This window comes from Rhodovulum sp. DZ06 (genome assembly GCF_050586345.1).
Taxonomy (GTDB): domain Bacteria; phylum Pseudomonadota; class Alphaproteobacteria; order Rhodobacterales; family Rhodobacteraceae; genus JBOCEF01.
In genome coordinates this window covers 104,765-124,061 of sequence record NZ_JBOCEF010000007.1, presented here as the reverse complement: position 1 = coordinate 124,061, position 19,297 = coordinate 104,765, and the positions used below count along the sequence as shown (strand labels likewise).

General features: G+C 71.7%; 18 protein-coding genes. 12 read left to right on the top strand and 6 right to left on the bottom strand.

What is annotated here, in order from left to right; all coding sequences use genetic code 11:
- Positions 1 to 124: 124 nt before the first annotated feature.
- The 8 genes from ACQ5SO_RS05410 (at position 125) to ACQ5SO_RS05375 (ending at position 8,234) form a co-directional block, all read left to right on the top strand.
- The gene (locus ACQ5SO_RS05410; protein WP_430940554.1) at positions 125 to 1,453 is read left to right on the top strand and encodes an aspartate aminotransferase family protein; all 1,329 of its coding nucleotides are present in this window, start codon (positions 125 to 127) and stop codon (positions 1,451 to 1,453) included.
- On the top strand, positions 1,453 to 1,740 hold the full coding sequence (locus ACQ5SO_RS05405) for a cupin domain-containing protein (protein ID WP_430940553.1): 288 nt from the start codon (positions 1,453 to 1,455) through the stop codon (positions 1,738 to 1,740). The genes ACQ5SO_RS05410 and ACQ5SO_RS05405 overlap by 1 nt, the downstream gene beginning before the upstream one ends.
- 9 nt (positions 1,741 to 1,749) lie before the next feature.
- Positions 1,750 to 3,000 (top strand): Zn-dependent hydrolase, encoded by a 1,251-nt coding sequence (locus ACQ5SO_RS05400; protein WP_430940552.1) that lies wholly within the window; start codon positions 1,750 to 1,752, stop codon positions 2,998 to 3,000.
- Positions 3,001 to 3,197: 197 nt separating this feature from the next.
- Complete coding sequence (locus ACQ5SO_RS05395) at positions 3,198 to 3,914, top strand: hypothetical protein (RefSeq protein WP_430940551.1); 717 nt, start codon at positions 3,198 to 3,200, stop codon at positions 3,912 to 3,914.
- Positions 3,915 to 3,946: 32 nt separating this feature from the next.
- Positions 3,947 to 5,407 carry a dihydropyrimidinase gene (gene hydA, locus ACQ5SO_RS05390; protein WP_430940550.1) on the top strand — a complete coding sequence of 487 codons (1,461 nt, stop codon included), beginning with the start codon at positions 3,947 to 3,949 and terminating at the stop codon, positions 5,405 to 5,407.
- 109 nt (positions 5,408 to 5,516) lie between these two features.
- Positions 5,517 to 6,338, top strand: a complete 822-nt coding sequence (locus ACQ5SO_RS05385; protein WP_430940549.1) for an ABC transporter ATP-binding protein — start codon at positions 5,517 to 5,519, stop codon at positions 6,336 to 6,338.
- Complete coding sequence (locus tag ACQ5SO_RS05380) at positions 6,331 to 7,269, top strand: ABC transporter permease (RefSeq protein ID WP_430940548.1); 939 nt, start codon at positions 6,331 to 6,333, stop codon at positions 7,267 to 7,269. Before ACQ5SO_RS05385 ends, ACQ5SO_RS05380 begins: the two co-directional genes overlap by 8 nt.
- A gap of 110 nt (positions 7,270 to 7,379) precedes the next feature.
- The gene (locus ACQ5SO_RS05375) at positions 7,380 to 8,234 is read left to right on the top strand and encodes an ABC transporter permease (protein ID WP_430940571.1); all 855 of its coding nucleotides are present in this window, start codon (positions 7,380 to 7,382) and stop codon (positions 8,232 to 8,234) included.
- 53 nt (positions 8,235 to 8,287) lie between these two features.
- On the opposite strand, the gene ACQ5SO_RS05370 is transcribed toward ACQ5SO_RS05375, so the two are convergent.
- Positions 8,288 to 8,836, bottom strand: a complete 549-nt coding sequence (locus tag ACQ5SO_RS05370) for a cell wall hydrolase (protein ID WP_430940547.1) — start codon at positions 8,834 to 8,836, stop codon at positions 8,288 to 8,290.
- Between the two features lie 217 nt (positions 8,837 to 9,053).
- Here ACQ5SO_RS05370 and ACQ5SO_RS05365 point away from each other — a divergent pair, with 217 nt between their 5' ends.
- Positions 9,054 to 10,034 carry an ABC transporter substrate-binding protein gene (locus tag ACQ5SO_RS05365; RefSeq protein WP_430940546.1) on the top strand — a complete coding sequence of 327 codons (981 nt, stop codon included), beginning with the start codon at positions 9,054 to 9,056 and terminating at the stop codon, positions 10,032 to 10,034.
- Between the two features lie 187 nt (positions 10,035 to 10,221).
- On the top strand, positions 10,222 to 10,812 hold the full coding sequence (locus ACQ5SO_RS05360; protein WP_430940545.1) for a hypothetical protein: 591 nt from the start codon (positions 10,222 to 10,224) through the stop codon (positions 10,810 to 10,812).
- 295 nt (positions 10,813 to 11,107) lie between these two features.
- Here the strand turns inward: ACQ5SO_RS05360 and ACQ5SO_RS05355 are convergent, their stop codons facing one another.
- The 5 genes from ACQ5SO_RS05355 to ACQ5SO_RS05335 all read right to left on the bottom strand — a co-directional run bounded on the left by ACQ5SO_RS05355 (position 11,108) and on the right by ACQ5SO_RS05335 (position 16,196).
- Positions 11,108 to 13,126, bottom strand: a complete 2,019-nt coding sequence (locus ACQ5SO_RS05355; RefSeq protein ID WP_430940544.1) for a putative bifunctional diguanylate cyclase/phosphodiesterase — start codon at positions 13,124 to 13,126, stop codon at positions 11,108 to 11,110.
- Between the two features lie 244 nt (positions 13,127 to 13,370).
- On the bottom strand, positions 13,371 to 13,871 hold the full coding sequence (nusB, locus tag ACQ5SO_RS05350) for a transcription antitermination factor NusB (RefSeq protein WP_430940543.1): 501 nt from the start codon (positions 13,869 to 13,871) through the stop codon (positions 13,371 to 13,373).
- A gap of 1 nt (position 13,872) precedes the next feature.
- Positions 13,873 to 14,421: a 6,7-dimethyl-8-ribityllumazine synthase gene (locus ACQ5SO_RS05345; RefSeq protein WP_430940542.1), complete on the bottom strand. Its 549-nt coding sequence runs from the start codon at positions 14,419 to 14,421 to the stop codon at positions 13,873 to 13,875.
- 3 nt (positions 14,422 to 14,424) lie between these two features.
- The gene (gene ribB, locus ACQ5SO_RS05340) at positions 14,425 to 15,585 is read right to left on the bottom strand and encodes a 3,4-dihydroxy-2-butanone-4-phosphate synthase (protein ID WP_430940541.1); all 1,161 of its coding nucleotides are present in this window, start codon (positions 15,583 to 15,585) and stop codon (positions 14,425 to 14,427) included.
- Complete coding sequence (locus ACQ5SO_RS05335) at positions 15,582 to 16,196, bottom strand: riboflavin synthase (RefSeq protein ID WP_430940540.1); 615 nt, start codon at positions 16,194 to 16,196, stop codon at positions 15,582 to 15,584. Before ACQ5SO_RS05335 ends, ribB begins: the two co-directional genes overlap by 4 nt.
- A 215-nt stretch (positions 16,197 to 16,411) precedes the next feature.
- Between ACQ5SO_RS05335 and ACQ5SO_RS05330 the strand changes: the two genes are divergently transcribed.
- The gene (locus ACQ5SO_RS05330) at positions 16,412 to 18,088 is read left to right on the top strand and encodes a capsule biosynthesis protein CapA (protein WP_430940539.1); all 1,677 of its coding nucleotides are present in this window, start codon (positions 16,412 to 16,414) and stop codon (positions 18,086 to 18,088) included.
- Complete coding sequence (locus ACQ5SO_RS05325) at positions 18,085 to 19,230, top strand: polysaccharide biosynthesis/export family protein (RefSeq protein WP_430940538.1); 1,146 nt, start codon at positions 18,085 to 18,087, stop codon at positions 19,228 to 19,230. Before ACQ5SO_RS05330 ends, ACQ5SO_RS05325 begins: the two co-directional genes overlap by 4 nt.
- Positions 19,231 to 19,297: the final 67 nt, after the last annotated feature.

Here is a 19,297-nt window from a genome sequence, read left to right as displayed (position 1 = left end):
GCAAGCCGCAATGGTGAGACCCGGGAAACAGTTTCCCCGACGCCCGCGCTTGCCGAACCATATCAGCGTCCCGCCATCCCGCGCCAGACGGGGAAGGGCCGCGAGCATGACAGGGAGCCCGAGGATGGCCGACCGCAGCGCCGCCGCGCCGAACGATCTGCGCGCCTTCTGGATGCCGTTCACGGCGAACCGGCAGTTCAAGAAGAGCCCGCGCATGTTCGTGGCCGCCAGGGACATGCACTACACCACCGCCGACGGGCGCCAGGTGCTCGACGGCACCGCGGGGCTGTGGTGCTGCAACGCGGGCCATGCCCGCCCGAAGATCACCGAGGCGATCGCGAAACAGGCCGGGGAGCTCGACTACGCCCCCGCCTTCCAGATGGGCCACCCCAAGGCGTTCGAGCTGGCGAACCGGCTCGTCGACCTCGCCCCCGCGCCGTTCGAGCACGCGTTCTTCACCAACTCGGGCTCGGAATCGGTCGAGACCGCGCTGAAGATCGCGCTCGCCTATCACCGGGCGCGCGGCGAAGGCTCCCGCACCCGGCTGATCGGGCGCGAGCGCGGCTATCACGGGGTGAACTTCGGCGGGATTTCCGTCGGCGGCATCGTCGCCAACCGCAAGCATTTCGGAACGCTCCTGACCGGGGTCGACCACCTGCCGCACACCCACCTGCCCGAGAAGAACGCCTTCACCAAGGGCCAGCCCGAGCACGGCGCCGAACTGGCGGACGAGCTGGAGCGGATCTGCGCGCTGCATGACCCGTCGACCATCGCCGCGGTGATCGTCGAGCCGATGGCAGGCTCCACCGGCGTGCTGATGCCGCCCAAGGGGTACCTGAAACGCCTGCGGGAGATCTGCACCAAGCACGGCATCCTGTTGATCTTCGACGAGGTCATCACCGGCTTCGGCCGCCTCGGCTCCCCCTTCGCGGCCGAGCACTTCGACGTGATGCCCGACATGATCACCACCGCCAAGGGGCTGACCAACGGCGTCATCCCGATGGGCGCGGTGCTGTGCACGACCGAGATCCACGACGCCTTCATGTCCGGCCCCGAGAACATGATCGAGCTGTTCCACGGCTACACCTATTCGGGCAACCCGATGGCCGCCGCGGCGGGCCTCGCGACGCTGGAAACCTATGCCGAGGAAGGGCTGCTGACCCGGGCGGCGGAGCTGGAGAGCTACTGGGCCGACGCCCTCTTCTCCCTGCGCGACGCGCCGCACGTGATCGACATCCGCTGCATGGGCCTGATCGGCGGCGTGGAGCTTGAGGGCATTCCCGGCAAGCCGACGGCGCGGGCGTTCAGCGCCTTCCTCAAGGCCTATGACAAGGGGATCCTGATCCGCACCACCGGGGACATCATCGCCATGTCGCCGCCGCTGATCATCTCCAAGGAGCAGATCGACCAGCTGATCGGCACGCTCGGCGACGTGCTGCGGGAGATCGACTGATGGCCCGTCCCCCCTGCACCGCGACCCTGCTGCACGAGGACGCGCGCGTCCGCGTGCAGCGCTTCGACTTCGAACCGGGGGCCGAGACCGGCTGGCACACCCACGGGCATGACTACGTGATCGTGGCGGTGACCCATTGCCGGATGCTCCTGGAAGAACCCGGCGGCGCCACGCGCATCGCCGAGTTCGCCCCCGGCGACGCCTATGCACGGCCGACCGGGGTCGAGCACAACGTGATCAATGACGGGGACGCGCCGATGTCCTTCGTCGAAACCGAACTGAAATGAGGCCAGCTCATGTCCGCGCCCGGTGAGAACCTGAAGATCAACTCCGACCGCCTCTGGGCCTCGATCCACGAGCTGGCCGAGATCGGGCCCGGCGTCGCGGGCGGCTGCAACCGCCAGACCCTGACGGACGAGGACGCCGAAGGGCGCGCCCTGTTCCAGAAATGGTGCGAGGCGGCGGGCTGCACCATGGGTCTCGACCAGATGGGCAACATGTTCGCCACCCGGGCCGGAGAGGATGACAGCCTCGATCCGGTCTACATGGGCTCCCATCTCGACACCCAGCCGACCGGCGGGCGCTATGACGGCATCCTCGGGGTGCTGGGCGGCCTCGAGGCGCTGCGGACCATGAACGATCTCGGCATCCGCACGAAGCGGCCCATCGTGCTGGTGAACTGGACCAACGAGGAAGGCACGCGCTTCGCCCCGGCCATGCTCGCCTCCGGCGTCTTCGCCGGGATGCACACCCAGGACTGGGCCTACGCGCGCGAGGACGCCGAGGGCAAGACATTCGGCGATGAGCTGGTCCGCATCGGCTGGAAGGGCGACGAGGAGGTGGGCGCCCGCAAGATCCACTCGATGTTCGAGCTTCACATCGAGCAGGGCCCGATCCTCGAGGCCGAGGGCAAGGATATCGGCGTCGTCACCCACGGGCAGGGCCTGTGGTGGCTGCAGGTGACGCTGACCGGCAAGGACGCGCATACGGGCTCCACCCCGATGAACATGCGGGTCAATGCGGGGCTCGGCATGGCGCGGATCACGGAGCTGGTGCACACCATCGCCATGGACAACCAGCCGGGCGCGGTGGGCGCCATCGGCCAGGCCAACGTCTATCCCAATTCGCGCAACGTGATCCCCGGCAAGGCGGTCTTCACCATCGACTTCCGCTCCCCCGACCAGGAGAAGCTCGACGGCATGAAGGCGCGGCTCGAGGCGGAAGCGCCGAAGATCGCCGAGGAGCTCGGCCTCGGGATCGAGATCGAGGTGGCGGGGCATTTCGACCCGGTGACCTTCGATCCGACCTGCGTCGGCATGGTCCGCGCGGCGGCCGAGCGGCTGGGGCACAGCCACATGGACATCATCTCGGGCGCCGGGCACGACGCGTGCTGGATCAACCGGGTGGCGCCGACGGCGATGATCATGTGCCCCTGCGTCGACGGGCTGAGCCATAACGAGGCCGAGGACATCTCCCAGCCCTGGGCGGCGGCGGGCGCGGACGTGCTGCTGCACGCGGTGCTCGAAGCGGCCGAGGTGGTGGAGTGAGGGCAGGGGCCCTCATAAGCCCCTTCCGGCGGCTGCGCCGGGTCCCCGCGGCGTCCGCGCGTTTCCGGAACGCCGGATTAACGCGGGGCCTGACGCGGGCCGCGAATCCTGCCAAGGTCGGGACTTGCCCCGGCGGGCCGGTCCTCTCCTTCCGTCCCGCCGGGCATAGTCCGCGACGACGTGAAGGCGTACCCACCATGACAGGACCCGTTCCGACCCGCACGACCCGGCCCTGCCGCTTGTCCCTTTCGACCCTCTGCCTGGCCGCAGCCGCTCTCTTCGCCGCGCCCGCCGCGGCGCAGGAGATCCGGCCCGGCTCGATGAACCCCGACATCGTCGAGACCGCCGCGGCCCTGCCGCTCGGCTATTCGGCGAAGTGGGAGAACTACTCCCCCGACGGGCGCTTCTTCGCCGAGACGTCGATGACCCTCGCCGAACGCACGGGCGCCGAGCTGACCTGGGACGTGCGGCACCTGGTGGTGGCCGACGACGCCATCGCCGGGATCATCCGCCAGGCCGCGGCCGACGGGCTGATCGCCATCGCGCGCGATGACGAGGACGGGATCGAGATCGTCTCCCAGACGATCACGGACAAGCGGATGCGGGTGATCGTGAAGGGCACCCCCTTCGGGTACGAATACAACGACCCCCACGATTGCACGAACACGTTCAGCCTGTGCCGCTTCACCCGCACGCTGCCCTCGGGCGAGGTCTATCACCTCGTGCGCTGGGGCGAGCTGTACGGCGGCGTCTGGTCCTACCGGGTCAACTACGACCCCTGGAAGGACCCGGCCGAACGACGTGACGAGCTGTTCCGCGCCCAGGCCTCGCTGGCCGAGGACGGGCTGACGCTCGATGAAATGGAAATCTGGGACGAAGAGGTCATCGCGGTCCTGCGCAGGATCGAAGACTGACCCGGGTCCCGACAGCAGGACAGGAGAGGTTCATGAGCAAGGTCATCAAGGGCGGCACCATCGTCACCGCCGACCGCAGCTACAAGGCGGACGTGCTGATCGAGGGCGAGACCATCGCCGCGATCGGGCAGGGGCTGTCGGGCGACGAGACCATCGACGCCTCGGACGCGATGATCATCCCGGGCGGGATCGATCCGCACACGCACCTGGAAATGCCCTTCATGGGCACCACCGCCGCCGAGACCTTCGAGACCGGCACCTACGCCGCCGCCGCGGGCGGCACCACCATGCTGGTCGACTTCGTGCTGCCGGGCGAGGACGGGTCCCTGAAGACCGCGGTCGAGTCCTGGGACGCCAAGTCCCGCGACCAGATCTGCGTCGACATCGGCTATCACTGCGCCATCACCGACTGGAACGAGACCATCTTCAACGAGATGGAGTGGGTGGTGAACCGCGGCGTGAACACGTTCAAGCACTTCATGGCCTACAAGGGCGCGCTGATGGTGCAGGACGACGAGATGTTCGCGAGCTTCCAGCGCTGCGCCGCGCTCGGCGCCCTGCCGCTGGTCCATGCCGAGAACGGCGACGTGGTGGCCGCGCTGACCGAGAAGCTGCTGGCCGAGGGCAAGACCGGCCCCGAGGGCCACGCCTTCTCGCGCCCGCCCGAGGTCGAGGGCGAGGCCGCCAACCGCGCGATCATGATCGCCGACGCCGCGGGGGTGCCGCTCTACATCGTCCACGTCTCCTGCGAGCAGGCCCATGAAGCCATCCGCCGCGCCCGCCAGAAGGGGATGCGCGTCTATGGCGAGCCGCTGATCCAGCACCTGACCCTCGACGAGGGCGAGTATTTCAACCAGGACTGGGACTATGCCGCCCGCCGCGTCATGTCCCCGCCCTTCCGCAACAAGATGCACCAGGACAGCCTCTGGGCCGGCCTGTCGTCGGGCTCGCTCCAGGTCGTCGCCACCGACCACGCCGCCTTCTCGACCGCGCAGAAGCGCATGGGGCTCGAGAGCTTCGCGCAGATCCCCAACGGCACCGGCGGCCTCGAGGAGCGCCTGTCGATGCTCTGGACCAAGGGGGTGGAGACGGGCCGCCTGACGCCGAACGAGTTCGTCGCCGCGACCTCCACCAACATCGCCAAGATCCTCAACGTCTATCCGCGCAAGGGCGCGGTCGAGGTCGGGGCCGATGCCGACGTGGTGGTGTGGGACCCGAAGGCGAGCAAGACCATCTCCGCCGCCACCCAGAAATCCATCATCGATTACAACGTCTTCGAGGGGTTCGAGGTGACCGGCCTGCCGCGCTGCACGCTCTCGCGCGGCGATGTCGTCTACAGCGCCGGGCAGAACGTCGCGCCGCGCCCGGGCCGGGGCAAGTTCATCCCCCGTCCCGCCTTCCCGGCGGCCCACAAGGCGCTGTCGAAGTGGAAGGAGCTGACCGCCCCGCGGATGGTCACGCGCGACCCGCTCAACATCCCCACCGGCGTCTGACGCGCCGCCCGGCGGGGGCCGCGCGCCCCCGCCGCCTCGCCTTCCCACGCCTTTCGCCCCGGGCCCGCCGCCGCGCGCCCGCGGACGGTTTTTTGCAGGACGCCATCCCGTGACCGCAACCGAGCCAGCCGCCCAGGCCGCCAGCCCCTCCGCCGCCCCGCCCGTGATCGAGGCGAAGAACCTGAGCCTCGTCTTCCAGACCAATGACGGCCCGGTCCATGCCCTCTCGGACGTGGACCTGACCATCAATCGCGGCGAGTTCGTCAGCTTCATCGGCCCCTCGGGCTGCGGCAAGACCACCTTCCTGCGGGTGATCGCAGATCTCGAACAGCAGACCTCGGGCTCGATCACCGTCAACGGGATGACGCCCGAGGAGGCCCGCAAGGCCCGCGCCTATGGCTACGTGTTCCAGGCCGCGGGGCTGTATCCGTGGCGCAGCATCGCCGGCAATGTCCGCCTGCCGCTGGAGATCATGGGCTACCCGAAATCCGAGATGTCCGAGCGGGTGCGCAAGGTGCTGGAGCTGGTCAATCTCGACGGGTTCGAGAAGAAGTTCCCCTGGCAGCTTTCGGGCGGGATGCAGCAGCGCGCCTCCATCGCGCGGGCGCTGGCCTTCGACGCCGACATCCTCTTGATGGACGAGCCCTTCGGCGCGCTGGACGAGATCGTGCGCGACCACCTGAACGAGGCGCTGCTGAAGCTCTGGGCCAAGACCAACAAGACCATCGGCTTCGTGACGCACTCGATCCCCGAGGCGGTGTACCTGTCGACCAAGATCGTCGTCATGTCCCCGCGCCCGGGGCGGATCATCGACGTGATCGACTGCGACCTTGGCCGCGACCGCCCGCTCGACATCCGCGAGACGCCCGAATTCCTCGCCATCGCCCACCGGGTGCGCGAGGGGCTGCGCGCGGGGCATTCCTATGACTGACGCCGCCTACGCCCCCGGCCGGGACGTGCCGCGCCCTTCGGCGGCGCGGCGGGCGATCGGCGCGGTGTTCCACGCCGCGGGCCCGGTGCTGGCCGTGCTCGTGATCCTGGTCGCGGTCTGGTACCTCGCCGCAGCCCGCATGAACTGGCAGTGGGAGGTCGACCAGGCCGCCCGCAACAACACCGGCGCCGGAACGGTCGAGATGCTGACCAACACCATGTTCCAGGAGCGCCCGGTCCTGCCCGCCCCCCACCAGGTGGCGGTGGAGCTGTGGGAGACGACGGTCGAGAAGAAGATCACCTCGAAGCGCTCCCTCGTCCACCACGCGCAGATCACCCTCTCGGCGACGATGCTGGGCTTCGGCTTCGGCGCGGGGCTGGGGATCGTGCTGGCGGTGATGATCGTGCATTCGCGGGCGATGGACATGAGCCTGATGCCCTGGATCATCGCGTCCCAGACCATCCCGATCCTCGCCATCGCGCCGATGATCATCGTGGTCTTGAACGCGGTCGGCCTGTCGGGGCTGATCCCCAAGGCGCTGATCTCGACCTATCTGAGCTTCTTCCCCGTCGCCGTCGGCATGGTGAAGGGGCTGCGCAGCCCCGACGCGATGCAGCTTGACCAGATGCGCACCTGGGGCGCGACGCCGGCCCAGGTGTTCTGGAAGCTGCGCTGGCCCTCCTCGGTCCCCTACCTCTTCGCCTCGCTCAAGATCGGCGTGGCGGCGGCGCTTGTCGGCACCATCGTGGGCGAGCTTCCCACCGGCGCGGTGGCGGGCCTTGGCGCGCGCCTTCTGGCGGGCAGCTATTACGGGCAGACGGTGCAGATCTGGTCGGCGCTGATCATGGCGGCGCTGCTGGCGGGCGCGCTGGTGGGCGTCGTCGGGCTGGTGAACCGGATCGTGCTCTCTCGCATGGGGATGAACCGATGAGCTGGAGCGTGTTTCCGAAAGCCTGGCCCCCGCACCTGCGGGCCGCCGCGCTGTCCGTGCAGGCCCTCGCCTTCGCCCTGATCGGCCTGCTCATGGCCGAGAGCGCGAACCTGGCGTGGATCCCCTTCGCCGCGCTGTTCTGGCTGAGCGCCGCGCAGGCGGTGTCGGCGCTGGCGCAGGGCGAGTACGCCGCCCCCGCGCTGCGCTCCATGCAGCGGCTCGGCGCGGCGGCGATCTTCGGGCTGACCATCCTCGTGCTCTGGCAGATGATCGTGGTGGGGGCCGAGGTGCCGACGGTGCTGCTGCCGCCCCCCTCGATGATCGGCGCGCGGATCGCAGGCTCGCTGCCGATCCTGGCCGAGGACGTGGCGCAGACCTTCCTGCGCGGCGCGGTGGTCGGCTGGATCATCGGCTGCGGCGCCGCGGTGGGCGTCGCGCTGCTGATCGACCGCTCGCCCTTCCTCACCCGCGGGCTGCTGCCGGTCGGCAACCTCGCCGCCGCGCTGCCCATCGTCGGCGTCGCCCCGATCATGGTCATGTGGTACGGGGCCGACTGGCACTCCAAGGCCGCCATGGTGGTGGTGATGGTGTTCTTCCCGATGCTGGTGAACACGGTCGAGGGGCTGAAGGCGGCCGAGCGGATGCAGATGGACCTGATGCGCACCTATGCCGCCGGCTACTGGGCGACGATGTTCAAGCTGCGGCTTCCGGCGGCGGCGCCCTTCATCTTCAACGGGCTCAAGATCTGCTCCACCCTGGCGCTGATCGGCGCGATCGTGGCGGAGTTCTTCGGCTCGCCGACCGTGGGCATGGGGTTCCGCATCTCCACCGAGGCGGGGCGGATGAACGTAGACATGGTCTGGGCCGAGATCGCCGCCGCCGCCGTCGTCGGCTCGGGCTTCTACGGGCTGATGGCGCTGGCCGAGAAGCGGGCGACCTTCTGGCATCCCTCGCAGCGCGGCTGAGGCCGGGCTTCGGGGCGGCGAGGGGGCGCGGCGGGGGGACCTGCCGCGCCCCTTCAGCGTTTCTCCAGCCGCCAGAACCGGTGCGCGCCGATCTTGCCCATGTCCTGCGCGCTGCGCGTCCAGCGCGGCGGCTTGATGCGCGCGGCGTGGAACAGGTTGGCGCCCCCGGTCGGGTCCTTCGAGGCGCCCGAGAGCGCGTCGCGCGCCGCCCGCGTCGCCTCGGCGTATTCCTTGGCGTTGCGCGCCTTGTCCGGCCGCCCGTCGCACCACCACGAGAACTGGCAGGGCGCCTGCGGCCCGCCCTCCTTCACCACGTCGCAGACGGTCGGGGGGAATTGCGGATCGCCCCGGCGGTTGACGATCACGTGCGCCACCGCCGACAGCTCCTCCGGGCCGCGTCCGCGCGCCTCGAAATAGACCGCGCGCGCAAGGCAGACCAGCGGCGCATCGAGCGGCAGGTCGCCGGGCAGGGCCGCCGCGGCGGGCGCGGCGGGGGCGTCGGGGCGGGCGGCGGGCGGCTGCTGCGCCCCCGCCGTCCCGGGAAGGAGCGGCGCGAGGGCCAGCGCGAGGGCGGCGAGGCGGGGGAACGGCGGGCTGGGCACGGCGGCTCCTGCAGCTTTTTCGGGCGTTTGCCCATCAAGCTACAGGATTTCCCATGCGCCGCGGAAATTTTGCAGAGAAATTGGGCGTGCCGGGCCGCCATGCCGCTTGCGCGGGCGCAGCATTTCGGCCACGTTTTATGAACCAAATGGTCAAAGAGACCCGGACCCAGGCGGGCCAACCGCCGGGCCGTTCGTCCAACAGCAGAGAGAAGTCACCGTGAAAACCGCCATTCTCGCCGCCGCGCTCGCGGCCTTCGGCGCGTCCGCCTCGCTTGCCGCCGACAAGGTCACGCTCCAGCTCAAATGGGTCACCCAGGCGCAGTTCGCCGGGTACTACGTCGCCGCGGACAAGGGGTTCTACGAGGAAGAGGGCCTCGAGGTCGAAATCAAGCCGGGCGGCCCGGACATCGCCCCGCCGCAGGTGATCGCGGGCGGCGGCGCCGACGTGATCGTCGACTGGATGCCCTCGGCCCTCGCCTCGCGCGAGAAGGGCGTGCCGCTGGTCAACATCGCGCAGCCGTTCAAGTCCTCGGGCATGATGCTGACCTGCCTGAAGGAAACCGGCGTCACCTCGCCCGAGGCGTTCCCCGGCCAGACGCTGGGCGTCTGGTTCTATGGCAATGAATACCCGTTCCTGTCCTGGATGGCGCATCTCGGCATTCCGACCGAGGGTGGCGAGGATGGCGTGACCGTCCTCAAGCAGGGCTTCAACGTCGACCCGCTGCTGCAGAAGCAGGCGGCCTGCATCTCGACCATGACCTATAACGAGTACTGGCAGGTGATCGACGCCGGGATCACGCCCGAGCAGCTGATGACCTTCAAGTACGAGGACCAGGGCGTCGCGACGCTCGAGGACGGTCTCTACGTGCTCGAGGACAACCTGTCGGACCCGGCCTTCGTCGAGAAGATGGTGAAGTTCGTGCGCGCCTCGATGAAGGGCTGGAAATACGCCGAGGCGAACCCGGACGAGGCGGCCGAGATCGTGCTCGACAACGACGCCTCCGGCGCCCAGACCGAGAAGCACCAGAAGCGCATGATGCGCGAGATCGCCAAGCTGACCGCGGGCTCGAACGGCGCGCTGGATCCGGCCGATTACGAGCGCACGGTCGAGACGCTGCTGAAGGGCGGCTCGGACCCGGTGATCACCAAGACGCCCGAGGGCGCCTGGACCCACGCGATCACCGACAAGGCGCTCTGAGCCTTTCGGGCGCTTGCAGGCAAGGCGGGGCGGGGCCTTCAAGGCCCGCGCCGCGACGGAGAACGGGGCCGCGCGCGGCCCCGTTTTTCGTTTGCGCCGCGGCAGCGGATGGGCCACGGCGTCAGCGCCATGTTCTCGCCGCATTGCGGTGTCGGAATTAGCCGGCATTTACCAACAGGGGGACGGCATGAAGGCATTCATTTTCGCAGGCGCGCTGCTGGGCGCGGTTTCGGCGGCCGAGGCCGCAACGGTGGAGATCGAGGCGCGCCAGGTCGGCGGCGACGTGGTCCTGACCGGGACCGGCTCGGTGGATCTCGCCGGGCTCTCCCTCGCCTTCCCTTCGGCGGATTACACGGCGGCGCCGAGCCAGAGCACGGAGAACTTTTTCATCGGCGCCGGCGCTTTCGCGGACGTCTATTCGATCGCCGACCCCGGATTCGTGCCGATGAACGACACGGGTTTCGTTTTCACCTCGGTCAGCGGGGACATCTTTGCGCTGCAGGGGTCCATTGCCGGCGCGCTGAACCCCTTCGTGATGGCGCCGGAGGGGTATGTCTCCGGCGAAACGCTGTCCTTCACCTGGACGGTGGCGGGGACCACGCTTGCGGCGCTGGACCTCAACTACGGGACGCTCGGCGCCTTCGGGAACAACACGGTGACCCTGTCCCGGGCGGTCTCTGACGTACCGCTGCCGCCGGCGCTGGGGCTCCTGGCGCTCGCCGCCGGGGCGCTCGGCGGGTTGGCGCGGCGCGGTCGGCGGGGTCGGTCCGCGGCGTGACGCGCGCCGGGGGCGGCGTGTTTCGCGGGGCGGGGGGGCTGAAAGGGGCCTCGTGAGCCGGACCCGAGAGGCGATGCGCCCCGGTGCGGCGGGGTCCGGCGCGACGGCCTCTCGCGAGTCAGGCTGCGCTGCGGCGGGGGCCAGGCGCGGCGGGTTTGCCACGCGAAGGCCTTCCGCCAGGCGCCTGGCCTGGGCCGCTTCGCCCCTGTCGATGGGGGAGGTCGGCGACGCTGCGCCTCGCAGCTCCTGGAGCGGTCGCGCCCGGGAGCGTCTCGGCGCGGCCCGCCGCCGCCGCTCAGACCCCGAGGCCGCCGCTGAGCAGGTCGCTCTCCTGGCTCTCGCCCCAGGCGGCGCCGTCATGTTCGGCCTGGGCCTTGAGCCAGGCGGTCGCGTCCGCCTCGGACATCGGGCGGCCGACGAGATAGCCCTGCACCGCGTCGCAGCCCATCGCCCGCAGGCGGCGCAGCTCTGCATGGGTCTCCACCCCCTCCACCAGCGCCTCCACGTCCAGCGAATGCGCGAGGTTGATCATCGCGCGGGTAATCTTCTGCTGCTCGGGCTGGGTGTCGATGTCGGTCACGAAGCTGCGGTCGATCTTGATCTTGTTGACCCGGAATTTCTTGAGGTTGGCGATCGAGGCATGGCCGGTGCCGAAATCATCCAGCTCCACCGAGAAGCCCGCGGCCGAGAGCGCGGCGACGTTGCGGATCATCGGGTCCGAATCATCCTCGATCAGCACCGATTCCAGGATCTCCACGCCGATATTGCGCGGCTCCAGCCCCGCCGCGTCCACGTCCCAGGCCAGCTTGTCGACGAAGGCGCTGTCGCGCAGCTCCTTGGCCGAGATGTTGAGGCCGATGCGGTTGGCGGGAAGCCCCATCGAGCGCCACACCGCGAGGGCCGAGAGCGCGCGGCGGGTGACGATCTCGCCGATCTGCTCGATCAGCCCCGTCTCCTTCGCCACGTCCAGGAAATGGAACGGCGTCAGCAGCCCCCGCTCGGGGTGGCGCCAGCGCACCAGCGCCTCGAAGCCGAGCGGGCGGCCGGTGCGCGCGCAGACCTGGGGCTGGAAGAAGGGTTCGAGCTGTTCGCGCGCGATCGCGTCGCGCAGCTCGTTGGCGACGCGGCGGCGGGTCTCGAACTCCGCCCGCCGGTTGTCGGTGAAGAAGGCGTAGCGCCCGCGCCCGCCCGCCTTGGCGTCGAACAGGGCGAGGTCGGCGTTCATCAGCAGCCGGTCGACCGAGACCTTCTCGGGCTCGGCCAGCGCGATGCCGACGCAGGCGGTCGCCCGCACCTCCTCGCCCGCGGCCACCGTCGGCTCGCCGATCCGCTCGATCAGCCGGGCGGCGAGGCTGACGAGCTGTTCCAGCGTCACCACCTCGGAGATCATCACCACGAACTCGTCGGCGCCGACGCGGGCGACGAAATCGCCGCGCCGGGTTTCCGCGCGCAGCACCAGCGAGACGCGGCGCAGCACGTCGTCGCCGACCTTCATGCCGAGCGTGTCGTTGATGGCCTTGAACTTGTCGAGGTTCACGTGCAGCGCCGCCGCGACCCGCCCGCCGCGCCCGGCGGCGGCGAGCATGCGCGCGCCGTGTTCGGCCAGGTACTTGCGGTTCGGCAGGCCGGTCAGCGGGTCGTGCCGGGCGCCGTGCAGCATGCGCCGTTCAAGCTCCCGGATCGTCTCGCCGCGCTCCGCCCGTTCCCGCGCCATGGGGCGGACCAGGCCGAACCCGGTTCCGGCGAGGGCGGCGATGATCAGCCCCACCCAGCCCAGCGCGACGAAGCGCAGGTTCTCCCGCGCCAGTTCGGCCTCGGCGCGGGTCTGCGCCGCGGCGACCTCGGCATAGGGCAGGGCGGCCTGGGCGGCCTCGGACAACTCGCGCGATTCGGCCTGGGTGCTGCGCGGGTGGCGCAGGACCAGGAGCTGCGCGCGCTCCGCCGCCTCGACCACGCTGCGCGTCCAGGCGGCGTCGGACAGGCGCGTCCCGGCGGCGGCGGCGCCGTCGGCGCCGTCGGCGCGGCGGTCCGGCCCCGCCATCAGGCCGCGCCAGTCGCGGATCAGCGTGGTGATGCGCTGAAGCTCCTCCTTCGCCAGGCGCGGGTCGTTCTCGGTCGTCTCCGGCAGGCGGGCGATGGCGCGGGTCAGGGGGATGAGATGCTCGAATTCCTGCGAGACGTTGAACAGCGCCGCGGCATGGTCGTCGATCCGGTCCGCCTCGATGGCCAGGCGGCTCATGTAAACCCCGCCGCCGGCGGCGACCGCCGCCGTCATGCCCAGCGCCCAGGCCCAGCCATTGCTCCGCGTGATCAAGACTGCCGCTCGCCCCCGTGTGTCGGCCCCCGCCTTGCGCGCCGCGCCGGGCAGGGCCGGGGGCGCGCTCATCCCCCGGGTGTAGGGCGGGGCGGTTAAGGAAGGCTTTCAGCAGGCTGGACGAAGCGCGAACGCCCGGCGCGGGGCCGGGCGTTCAAGTCGTCGATCGGGGGACGCGCCCGCGCGTCGGCGGGGGCCGGGGCGGGGCGGGGGCGGGGCGGGGACGCATCCCCGCCCGCCCGGGTCAGGTGAAGGCCTCGGGGCGCAGGGCGCGGGCCATCTGGTCGACCACGCCGTTCACCAGGCCGACTTCCTTGCCGCCGGGATAGAAGGCGCCGGCGACGTCGACATATTCCTTGATCGCCACCCGGGGCGGGGTGTCGTGGATGGCGATCAGCTCGGCCCCCGCGGCGCGGAACAGCGCGCGCAGGGTCGGGTCGATGCGGCCGATGGGCCAGCGGTCCACCAGCGCCTTGTCGGTCAGCTGGTCGATCTCGGCCTGGCGCGAGACGGCGTTGGTCAGGATGTCCGAGAACAGGTCCCGGTCGCCCTCGCGGTACGCGTCGCCCTCGATCGTCGCGCCGAAGCGGTGATCCTCGAACTCCTTGCGCACCTTGCGGTAATCCTCGCCCGAGACCTCCATCTGGAACAGGGCCTGGACGGCGTAGAGCCGCGCGGCCGAGCGCATCAGCTGGCGTTCGGACGGCTTGCGGGGGCCGGGGCCCTTGGCGGGTTTGTCGGACATGTCAGGCGACTCCGTCGCGGGGATCGCCCGCCAGAAGGATCTCGCCCTCGGGCGCGCGGTCGCGCCCGGCGGCGCGGGCGGGGGCGAAGCGGCGGTCGAGCGCGACGAGGTGCAGCGCGGCTTCCGCGGCGGCGCCGCCCTTGTTCATGGCCGCCGGGTCGGCGCGGACCTCGGCCTGCTCCATGGTCTCGCAGGTCAGGATGCCGTTGCCGAGGCAGATCCCCTCGAGCCCCAGCAGCGTCAGCCCGCGGGAGCTGTCGTTGCACACCGTCTCATAGTGCGTGGTCTCGCCGCGGATCACGCAGCCGAGGGCGACGAAGCCGTCATAGCGCCTCGCGCGGGCGGCGAGACGGATGGCGGTCGGGATCTCCAGCGCGCCGGGCACCTCGATCACCTCGCAGGTGGCGCCCGCGGCCTCCAGCGCGCCTTTCGCCCCCGCGATCAGCCCGTCGGCGATCTTGCGGTAGAAGGGCGCGCAGACGACCAGCAGGTGCGGGGCCGGCGACAGGGTCGGGACGGGAAGGATCCCGTGGTCCTCATGGCTCGCCATGGGTCAGTCCTCGGTCCGGGGAATCGGGCGCGTCTCGACGATCGAGAGGCCGTAGCCCTCCAGCCCCACCGGGTCGGGGCGGGGCGAATTGGTCAGCAGGATCATCTCGGCGACGCCGAGCGCCCCGAGGATCTGGGCGCCGACGCCGTACTGGCGCAGCGCGCCCTGGGACGGGGCGACGCCGTTGAGGCGCGCGGAGATGGCGTCGGGGGCCATGTCGCGCAGCAGCACCACCACGCCGCGCCCCTCGGCCGCCACCGCGCGCATCGCGTCGGCGAGCTGGTGGGAGCGTTTCTCGTCCGCGCCCACCAGGTCGTCGAGCGGCGAGAGCGCGTGCATGCGCACCAGCGTCGGCCCCGCGGCCCCGAGATCGCCGCGCACCAGCGCGATATGCTCGACGCCCTCGATCTCGTCGCGGAACACGTGCAGCAGCCACTCGCCGCCATATTCCGAGGTGATCGGCTTGACCGCCGTCTCGCGCACCAGGCTGTCATGGCGGCGGCGATAGGCGATCAGGTCGGCGATGGTGCCGATCTTCAGGCCATGCTTCTGCGCGAAGCCCACCAGGTCCGGCAGGCGCGCCATGGTCCCGTCCTCGTTCATGATCTCGCAGATCACGCCCGAGGGGTTGAGGCCCGCGAGGCGGGAGATGTCGGTGGCCGCCTCGGTATGCCCGGCGCGCACCAGCACGCCGCCATCCTTGGCGCGCAGCGGGAACACGTGGCCCGGCGTCGCGATGTCGGCGGCCGAGGAGCGCGGGTCGATGGCCACGGCGACGGTGCGCGCGCGGTCATGGGCGCTGATGCCGGTGGTGACCCCCTCGCGCGCCTCGATGGACGTGGTGAAAGCGGTCTCGTGCCGCGACTGGTTCGACGCGGACATCAGCCGCAGGCCCAGCTCGTCGCAGCGCTCGCCGGTCATGGTCAGGCAGATCAGGCCGCGCCCATGGGTGGCCATGAAGTTGATCGCGTCCGGGGTCGCCATCTGCGCCGGGATCACCAGGTCGCCCTCGTTCTCCCGGTCCTCGTGGTCCACCAGGATGAACATGCGCCCGTTGCGCGCGTCCTCGAGGATCTCCTCGATCGGCGAGATCGCCTCGCCCCAGGCCTTCTCGACCGGGCCGGCCTCGGACATGTCCCGTCCGTCTTCGTCCTTGAAGCTCATGCCATGTTCTCCGTCTCGGCGAGCCGCGCGACATAGCGGGCGAGCGTGTCGATCTCAAGGTTGACCACGCGTCCCACGGCGGCGCCCGCGAAGGTGGTCATGTCCTGGGTGTGGGGGATGAGGTTGACGCCGAACTCGCAGCCCTCGACCTCGTTGACGGTCAGCGACACGCCGTCGAGCGCGACCGAGCCCTTGGGCGCGATGAAGCGCGCCAGCGCGGGGGGGGCGCGGAAGCGGATGCGGATCGAGCCCTCTTCCGCGTGCGTCTCCACGATCTCCGCCGTGCCGTCCACGTGCCCCGAGACGATGTGCCCGCCAAGCTCGTCGCCCACCTTCAGCGCGCGTTCGAGGTTGAGGCGCGCGCCCGCGGCCCAGTTGGGCGCGGCGGTCTTGTCGAGCGTCTCGCGGCTGACCTCGGCGTCGAACCAGCCCTGCGCGCCGTCGGCGCCGCGCTCGACCACCGTCAGGCAGACGCCCGAGCAGGCGATGGAGGCGCCGATCTCGGCGTCGGCGGTGTCGGGGCGGCAGGCGATGCGGATCCGCAGGCAGCCGTCCTCATCCGCCTGGCGCGACGAAATCGCGCCGATATCGGTGATGATCCCGGTGAACATGAAAAGACCCTCTTAACCATCCTGCGCCTAGGGTGCGGCCCGCGACACATAAAAGCGTGGGCGCGGCAGGGCAAGCCCGGCCGGTTCCGGCAGCGCCGCCGAAGGCGGTAAAGTCTGCGGGCGAGCCCACGTGATGCGACGCGGCGGCGGAGGATCTCCGCCACGAATATCAGCGATGGCGGCCGAAGCGCCGCGCAGCGTGGGAGAGACGAAGCGTGGAAGGGTCCGAACTGAGGCGGCGCATGGACGCCGCCGCGGCTGAGCCCGGAGCGGGGGCGGGCGCGCCGTCCCCGGCGCCGCCGCATGGCGCGCCGCCGGGCATGGGCGTGCGCGACGCGCTGCGCCGTCTCGGCCGCGCCCCGCGCACGGGCGCGCCGCTGCGCACGCCGTCCGGCCTCGCCGGGGGCGAGCCCATCGCCATCATGCCCCTGGACCGCGCGGCCCCCCGCGCCGCCGCCCATGCCGCGTCGGCGGCGCGGGCCGCTGCGCCCGAGGCGCGGCTGCGCGGCCCGGCCTCCGGCCCCCCGCCGCCGCCGCCGCCAACGCCGCCGCGCGCCGCAACGGGCCGCCGGGGCGCGCCCGGCGCCGGGGACGCGGAGCATCGCGGCGACGCTTCCGGGCGCAGCTTCCTGCTCCTCCAGGGCCCGCACGGCCCGTTCCTGGCCGAGCTCGCCCTCGCGCTGCGCGCCCGCGGGGCCGATGTCGCGCGCATCGCCTTCAACGCGGGCGACGCGGCCTGCTGGCGGCTGCAAGGCGGGGCCGATCCCGGCCCGCTGCTGCGCTTCGACGCCCCCTTCGCGGAGTTCGAGCTGCGCCTCGGCCGCTGGATCCGGGAGCGCGCCGCCACCGATCTCGTCCTTTACGGCGACACCCGCCCGTTCCACGCCGTCGCCCGCCGCTTGGGCCGCGCGCTGGGGCTGCGGGTGCATTGCTTCGAGGAAGGCTATATCCGCCCGCGCTGGATCACCTATGAGCGCGACGGCGTGAACGGCAATTCCAACATCCTCAAGGTCCCGGTCGAGGAGATGATCCGCGCCGTGCGCGCCGCCGGGCCCGCCCCCGAGGCGCTGTTCGAGGATGGCTGGGGCGCCGCGCGCGCCCATGCGCTGCACGGGGTGCGCTACCACGCGCGGGTGCGCCTCGCCGCCGCCGCGCCCTGGACCCGCTGGCCGCGCCAGGCGCCGCACATGCCGCTGACCGGCTGGTGCGAGGCGCGGGCCTACCTGCGCCGCGGCCTGACCTGGCCGCTGATGGCGCACCGCGCGCGCCGGGCGCTGGCCCCGCTGCTGGCGCCGGATGCGCCGGGCCACCACCTCGCGCTGCTGCAGCTCGGGGCCGACAGCTCGCTGCGCGCCCATTCGCGCTTCCCGGACGTCGCCGCGGTGGTGGAGCGGATCGTCGCCGACTACGCCGCGGCCGAGGGCGGGCTCTCGGGCCTGCCGCTGGTGTTCAAGGCCCACCCGTTCGAAACGGGGCGCGAGCGGCTGGCCCGCGCCGCCGCCCGCGCCGCCCGCCGCCACGGCGTCGCGGGACGGGTGGTCTTCGTCGAACGCGGCCCCCTCGGCCCGATGCTCGACAAGGCCGTTTCCGCCGTCACCGTCAATTCCACCGCCGCCCAGGCCGCGCTTCTGCGCGGCCTTCCCGTGCGCGCGATGGGCGAGGCGGTCTTCGTGCGCCCCGGCCTCGTCTCGACCCAGCCGCCCGCCGCCTTCTTCGCGGCCCCGCTTGCCCCGGACATGGAGGCCGTGCGCGCCTTCCGCCGCTTCCTCGTGGCCTCGAGCCAGTTCGAGGGGGATTTCTACACGCCCGAGGGCCGCGCCCGCGCCATCGGCCCGGTGATCGAGGCGATGCTGGCCCGGCGCGATCCCTACGCCCGGGCCCTGGCGCGATGAGGGGGGCGCTCCTCACCCTTCTCGCGCTGGTCCTGGCGGCCTGCGCCACGCCCCGCGGCGGCCCGACGCCGGGGGAGATCGCGGCCCCGCCGCTGGCGGGCGAGGACGGGTTCGCGCTGGTCCATGTCACCGACGCCGTGGCCCGCGCCGCCGCGCCGCCGCCGCGCCGGCGCTTTCCGGACTCTTTTCTCGCCGCGGAGGCGATGCCCCATGCGCTGATCGCGCGCGGCGAACGCCTGCGCCTGCGGATCTGGGAGAGTGTCGATCGCGGCGTCTACTCCGCCGGCGACGGCCCGCGCGCCTCGGATTTCGAGGTGCAGGTCGACGAGGCGGGGCGCATCTTCGTGCCCTATGCCGGGCATGTCCCCGCCGCGGGCCGCTCGCTCGACCGCGTGCGCGCCAGTCTCTCGAGCCGCCTCGGCGCGCTGACCCGCGATCCGCAGGTCGAGATCAGCCGCCCTGCGCCCACCCCCGGCGCGGCGCCCGAGGGCGAGCGCGCGGCGCTGGTGCTGGGCGAGGTGGCGCAGGGCGGGGTGCGCGCCATCACCCGCGACACGGGCCGGATCCTGGGCATGCTCGCCGCCGCGCTCGGCCCGGTGAAGGAACCCGCGACGCTGCAGATCACCCTGCGCCGCGGCGCCGAATCGGGGAAGGTCTGGCTGCGCGAGATCTACGAGGACCCGGCCCTGAACGTGGCCCTGCGCCCCGGCGACGCGGTGATCGTGGACCGCGACCGGCGCGCCTTCACCGGGCTCGGCGCCGTCTCCGCCCCGCAGCTGGTGCCGTTCCCGGCGCCCGAGGTCACGGCGCTCGAGGCGCTGGGGCTGCTGGCCGGGCTCGACCCGGCCGCGGGCGATCCGACCGGCATCTTCGTGTTCCGCACCGAGGCCGGGCCGACCGCCCGCGCCGTCGCGGCGGCGGCGGGGGCGACCCCGCCCGCGGGCGAGGCGCCGGTGCGCACGGCGTACCTGCTGGACCTGACCCGGCCCGGGGGCATGTTCACCGCCGGCGCCTTCCAGCTGCGCGACGGCGACACGGTCTATGTCACCGACGCGCCCGCGGTGCGCTGGATCCGGGTACTCAACGCGCTGGCCCCGGCGGTGAATTTCGTCGGGTCGGCCCGCAGCCTCGCCGGGGGCTGACGGGCGGCGCGCGCCTTGAGCCCCGCGCCGACGGGGACGGCCGCCCGCGCCGGGCGGGACCGGGCCG

Excerpts from the sequence above, each read along its gene's own strand:
- ACQ5SO_RS05335 (WP_430940540.1), bottom strand. The coding sequence starts at position 16,196 with ATGTTCACCGGGATCATCACCGATATCGGCGCGATTTCGTCGCGCCAG.
- ACQ5SO_RS05410 (WP_430940554.1), top strand. The coding sequence starts at position 125 with ATGGCCGACCGCAGCGCCGCCGCGCCGAACGATCTGCGCGCCTTCTGG.
- ACQ5SO_RS05325 (WP_430940538.1), top strand. The coding sequence starts at position 18,085 with ATGAGGGGGGCGCTCCTCACCCTTCTCGCGCTGGTCCTGGCGGCCTGC.
- ribB (WP_430940541.1), bottom strand. The coding sequence starts at position 15,585 with ATGAGCTTCAAGGACGAAGACGGACGGGACATGTCCGAGGCCGGCCCG.
- ACQ5SO_RS05345 (WP_430940542.1), bottom strand. The coding sequence starts at position 14,421 with ATGGCGAGCCATGAGGACCACGGGATCCTTCCCGTCCCGACCCTGTCG.
- ACQ5SO_RS05400 (WP_430940552.1), top strand. The coding sequence starts at position 1,750 with ATGTCCGCGCCCGGTGAGAACCTGAAGATCAACTCCGACCGCCTCTGG.
- hydA (WP_430940550.1), top strand. The coding sequence starts at position 3,947 with ATGAGCAAGGTCATCAAGGGCGGCACCATCGTCACCGCCGACCGCAGC.
- ACQ5SO_RS05395 (WP_430940551.1), top strand. The coding sequence starts at position 3,198 with ATGACAGGACCCGTTCCGACCCGCACGACCCGGCCCTGCCGCTTGTCC.
- ACQ5SO_RS05360 (WP_430940545.1), top strand. The coding sequence starts at position 10,222 with ATGAAGGCATTCATTTTCGCAGGCGCGCTGCTGGGCGCGGTTTCGGCG.
- ACQ5SO_RS05380 (WP_430940548.1), top strand. The coding sequence starts at position 6,331 with ATGACTGACGCCGCCTACGCCCCCGGCCGGGACGTGCCGCGCCCTTCG.
- ACQ5SO_RS05405 (WP_430940553.1), top strand. The coding sequence starts at position 1,453 with ATGGCCCGTCCCCCCTGCACCGCGACCCTGCTGCACGAGGACGCGCGC.
- nusB (WP_430940543.1), bottom strand. The coding sequence starts at position 13,871 with ATGTCCGACAAACCCGCCAAGGGCCCCGGCCCCCGCAAGCCGTCCGAA.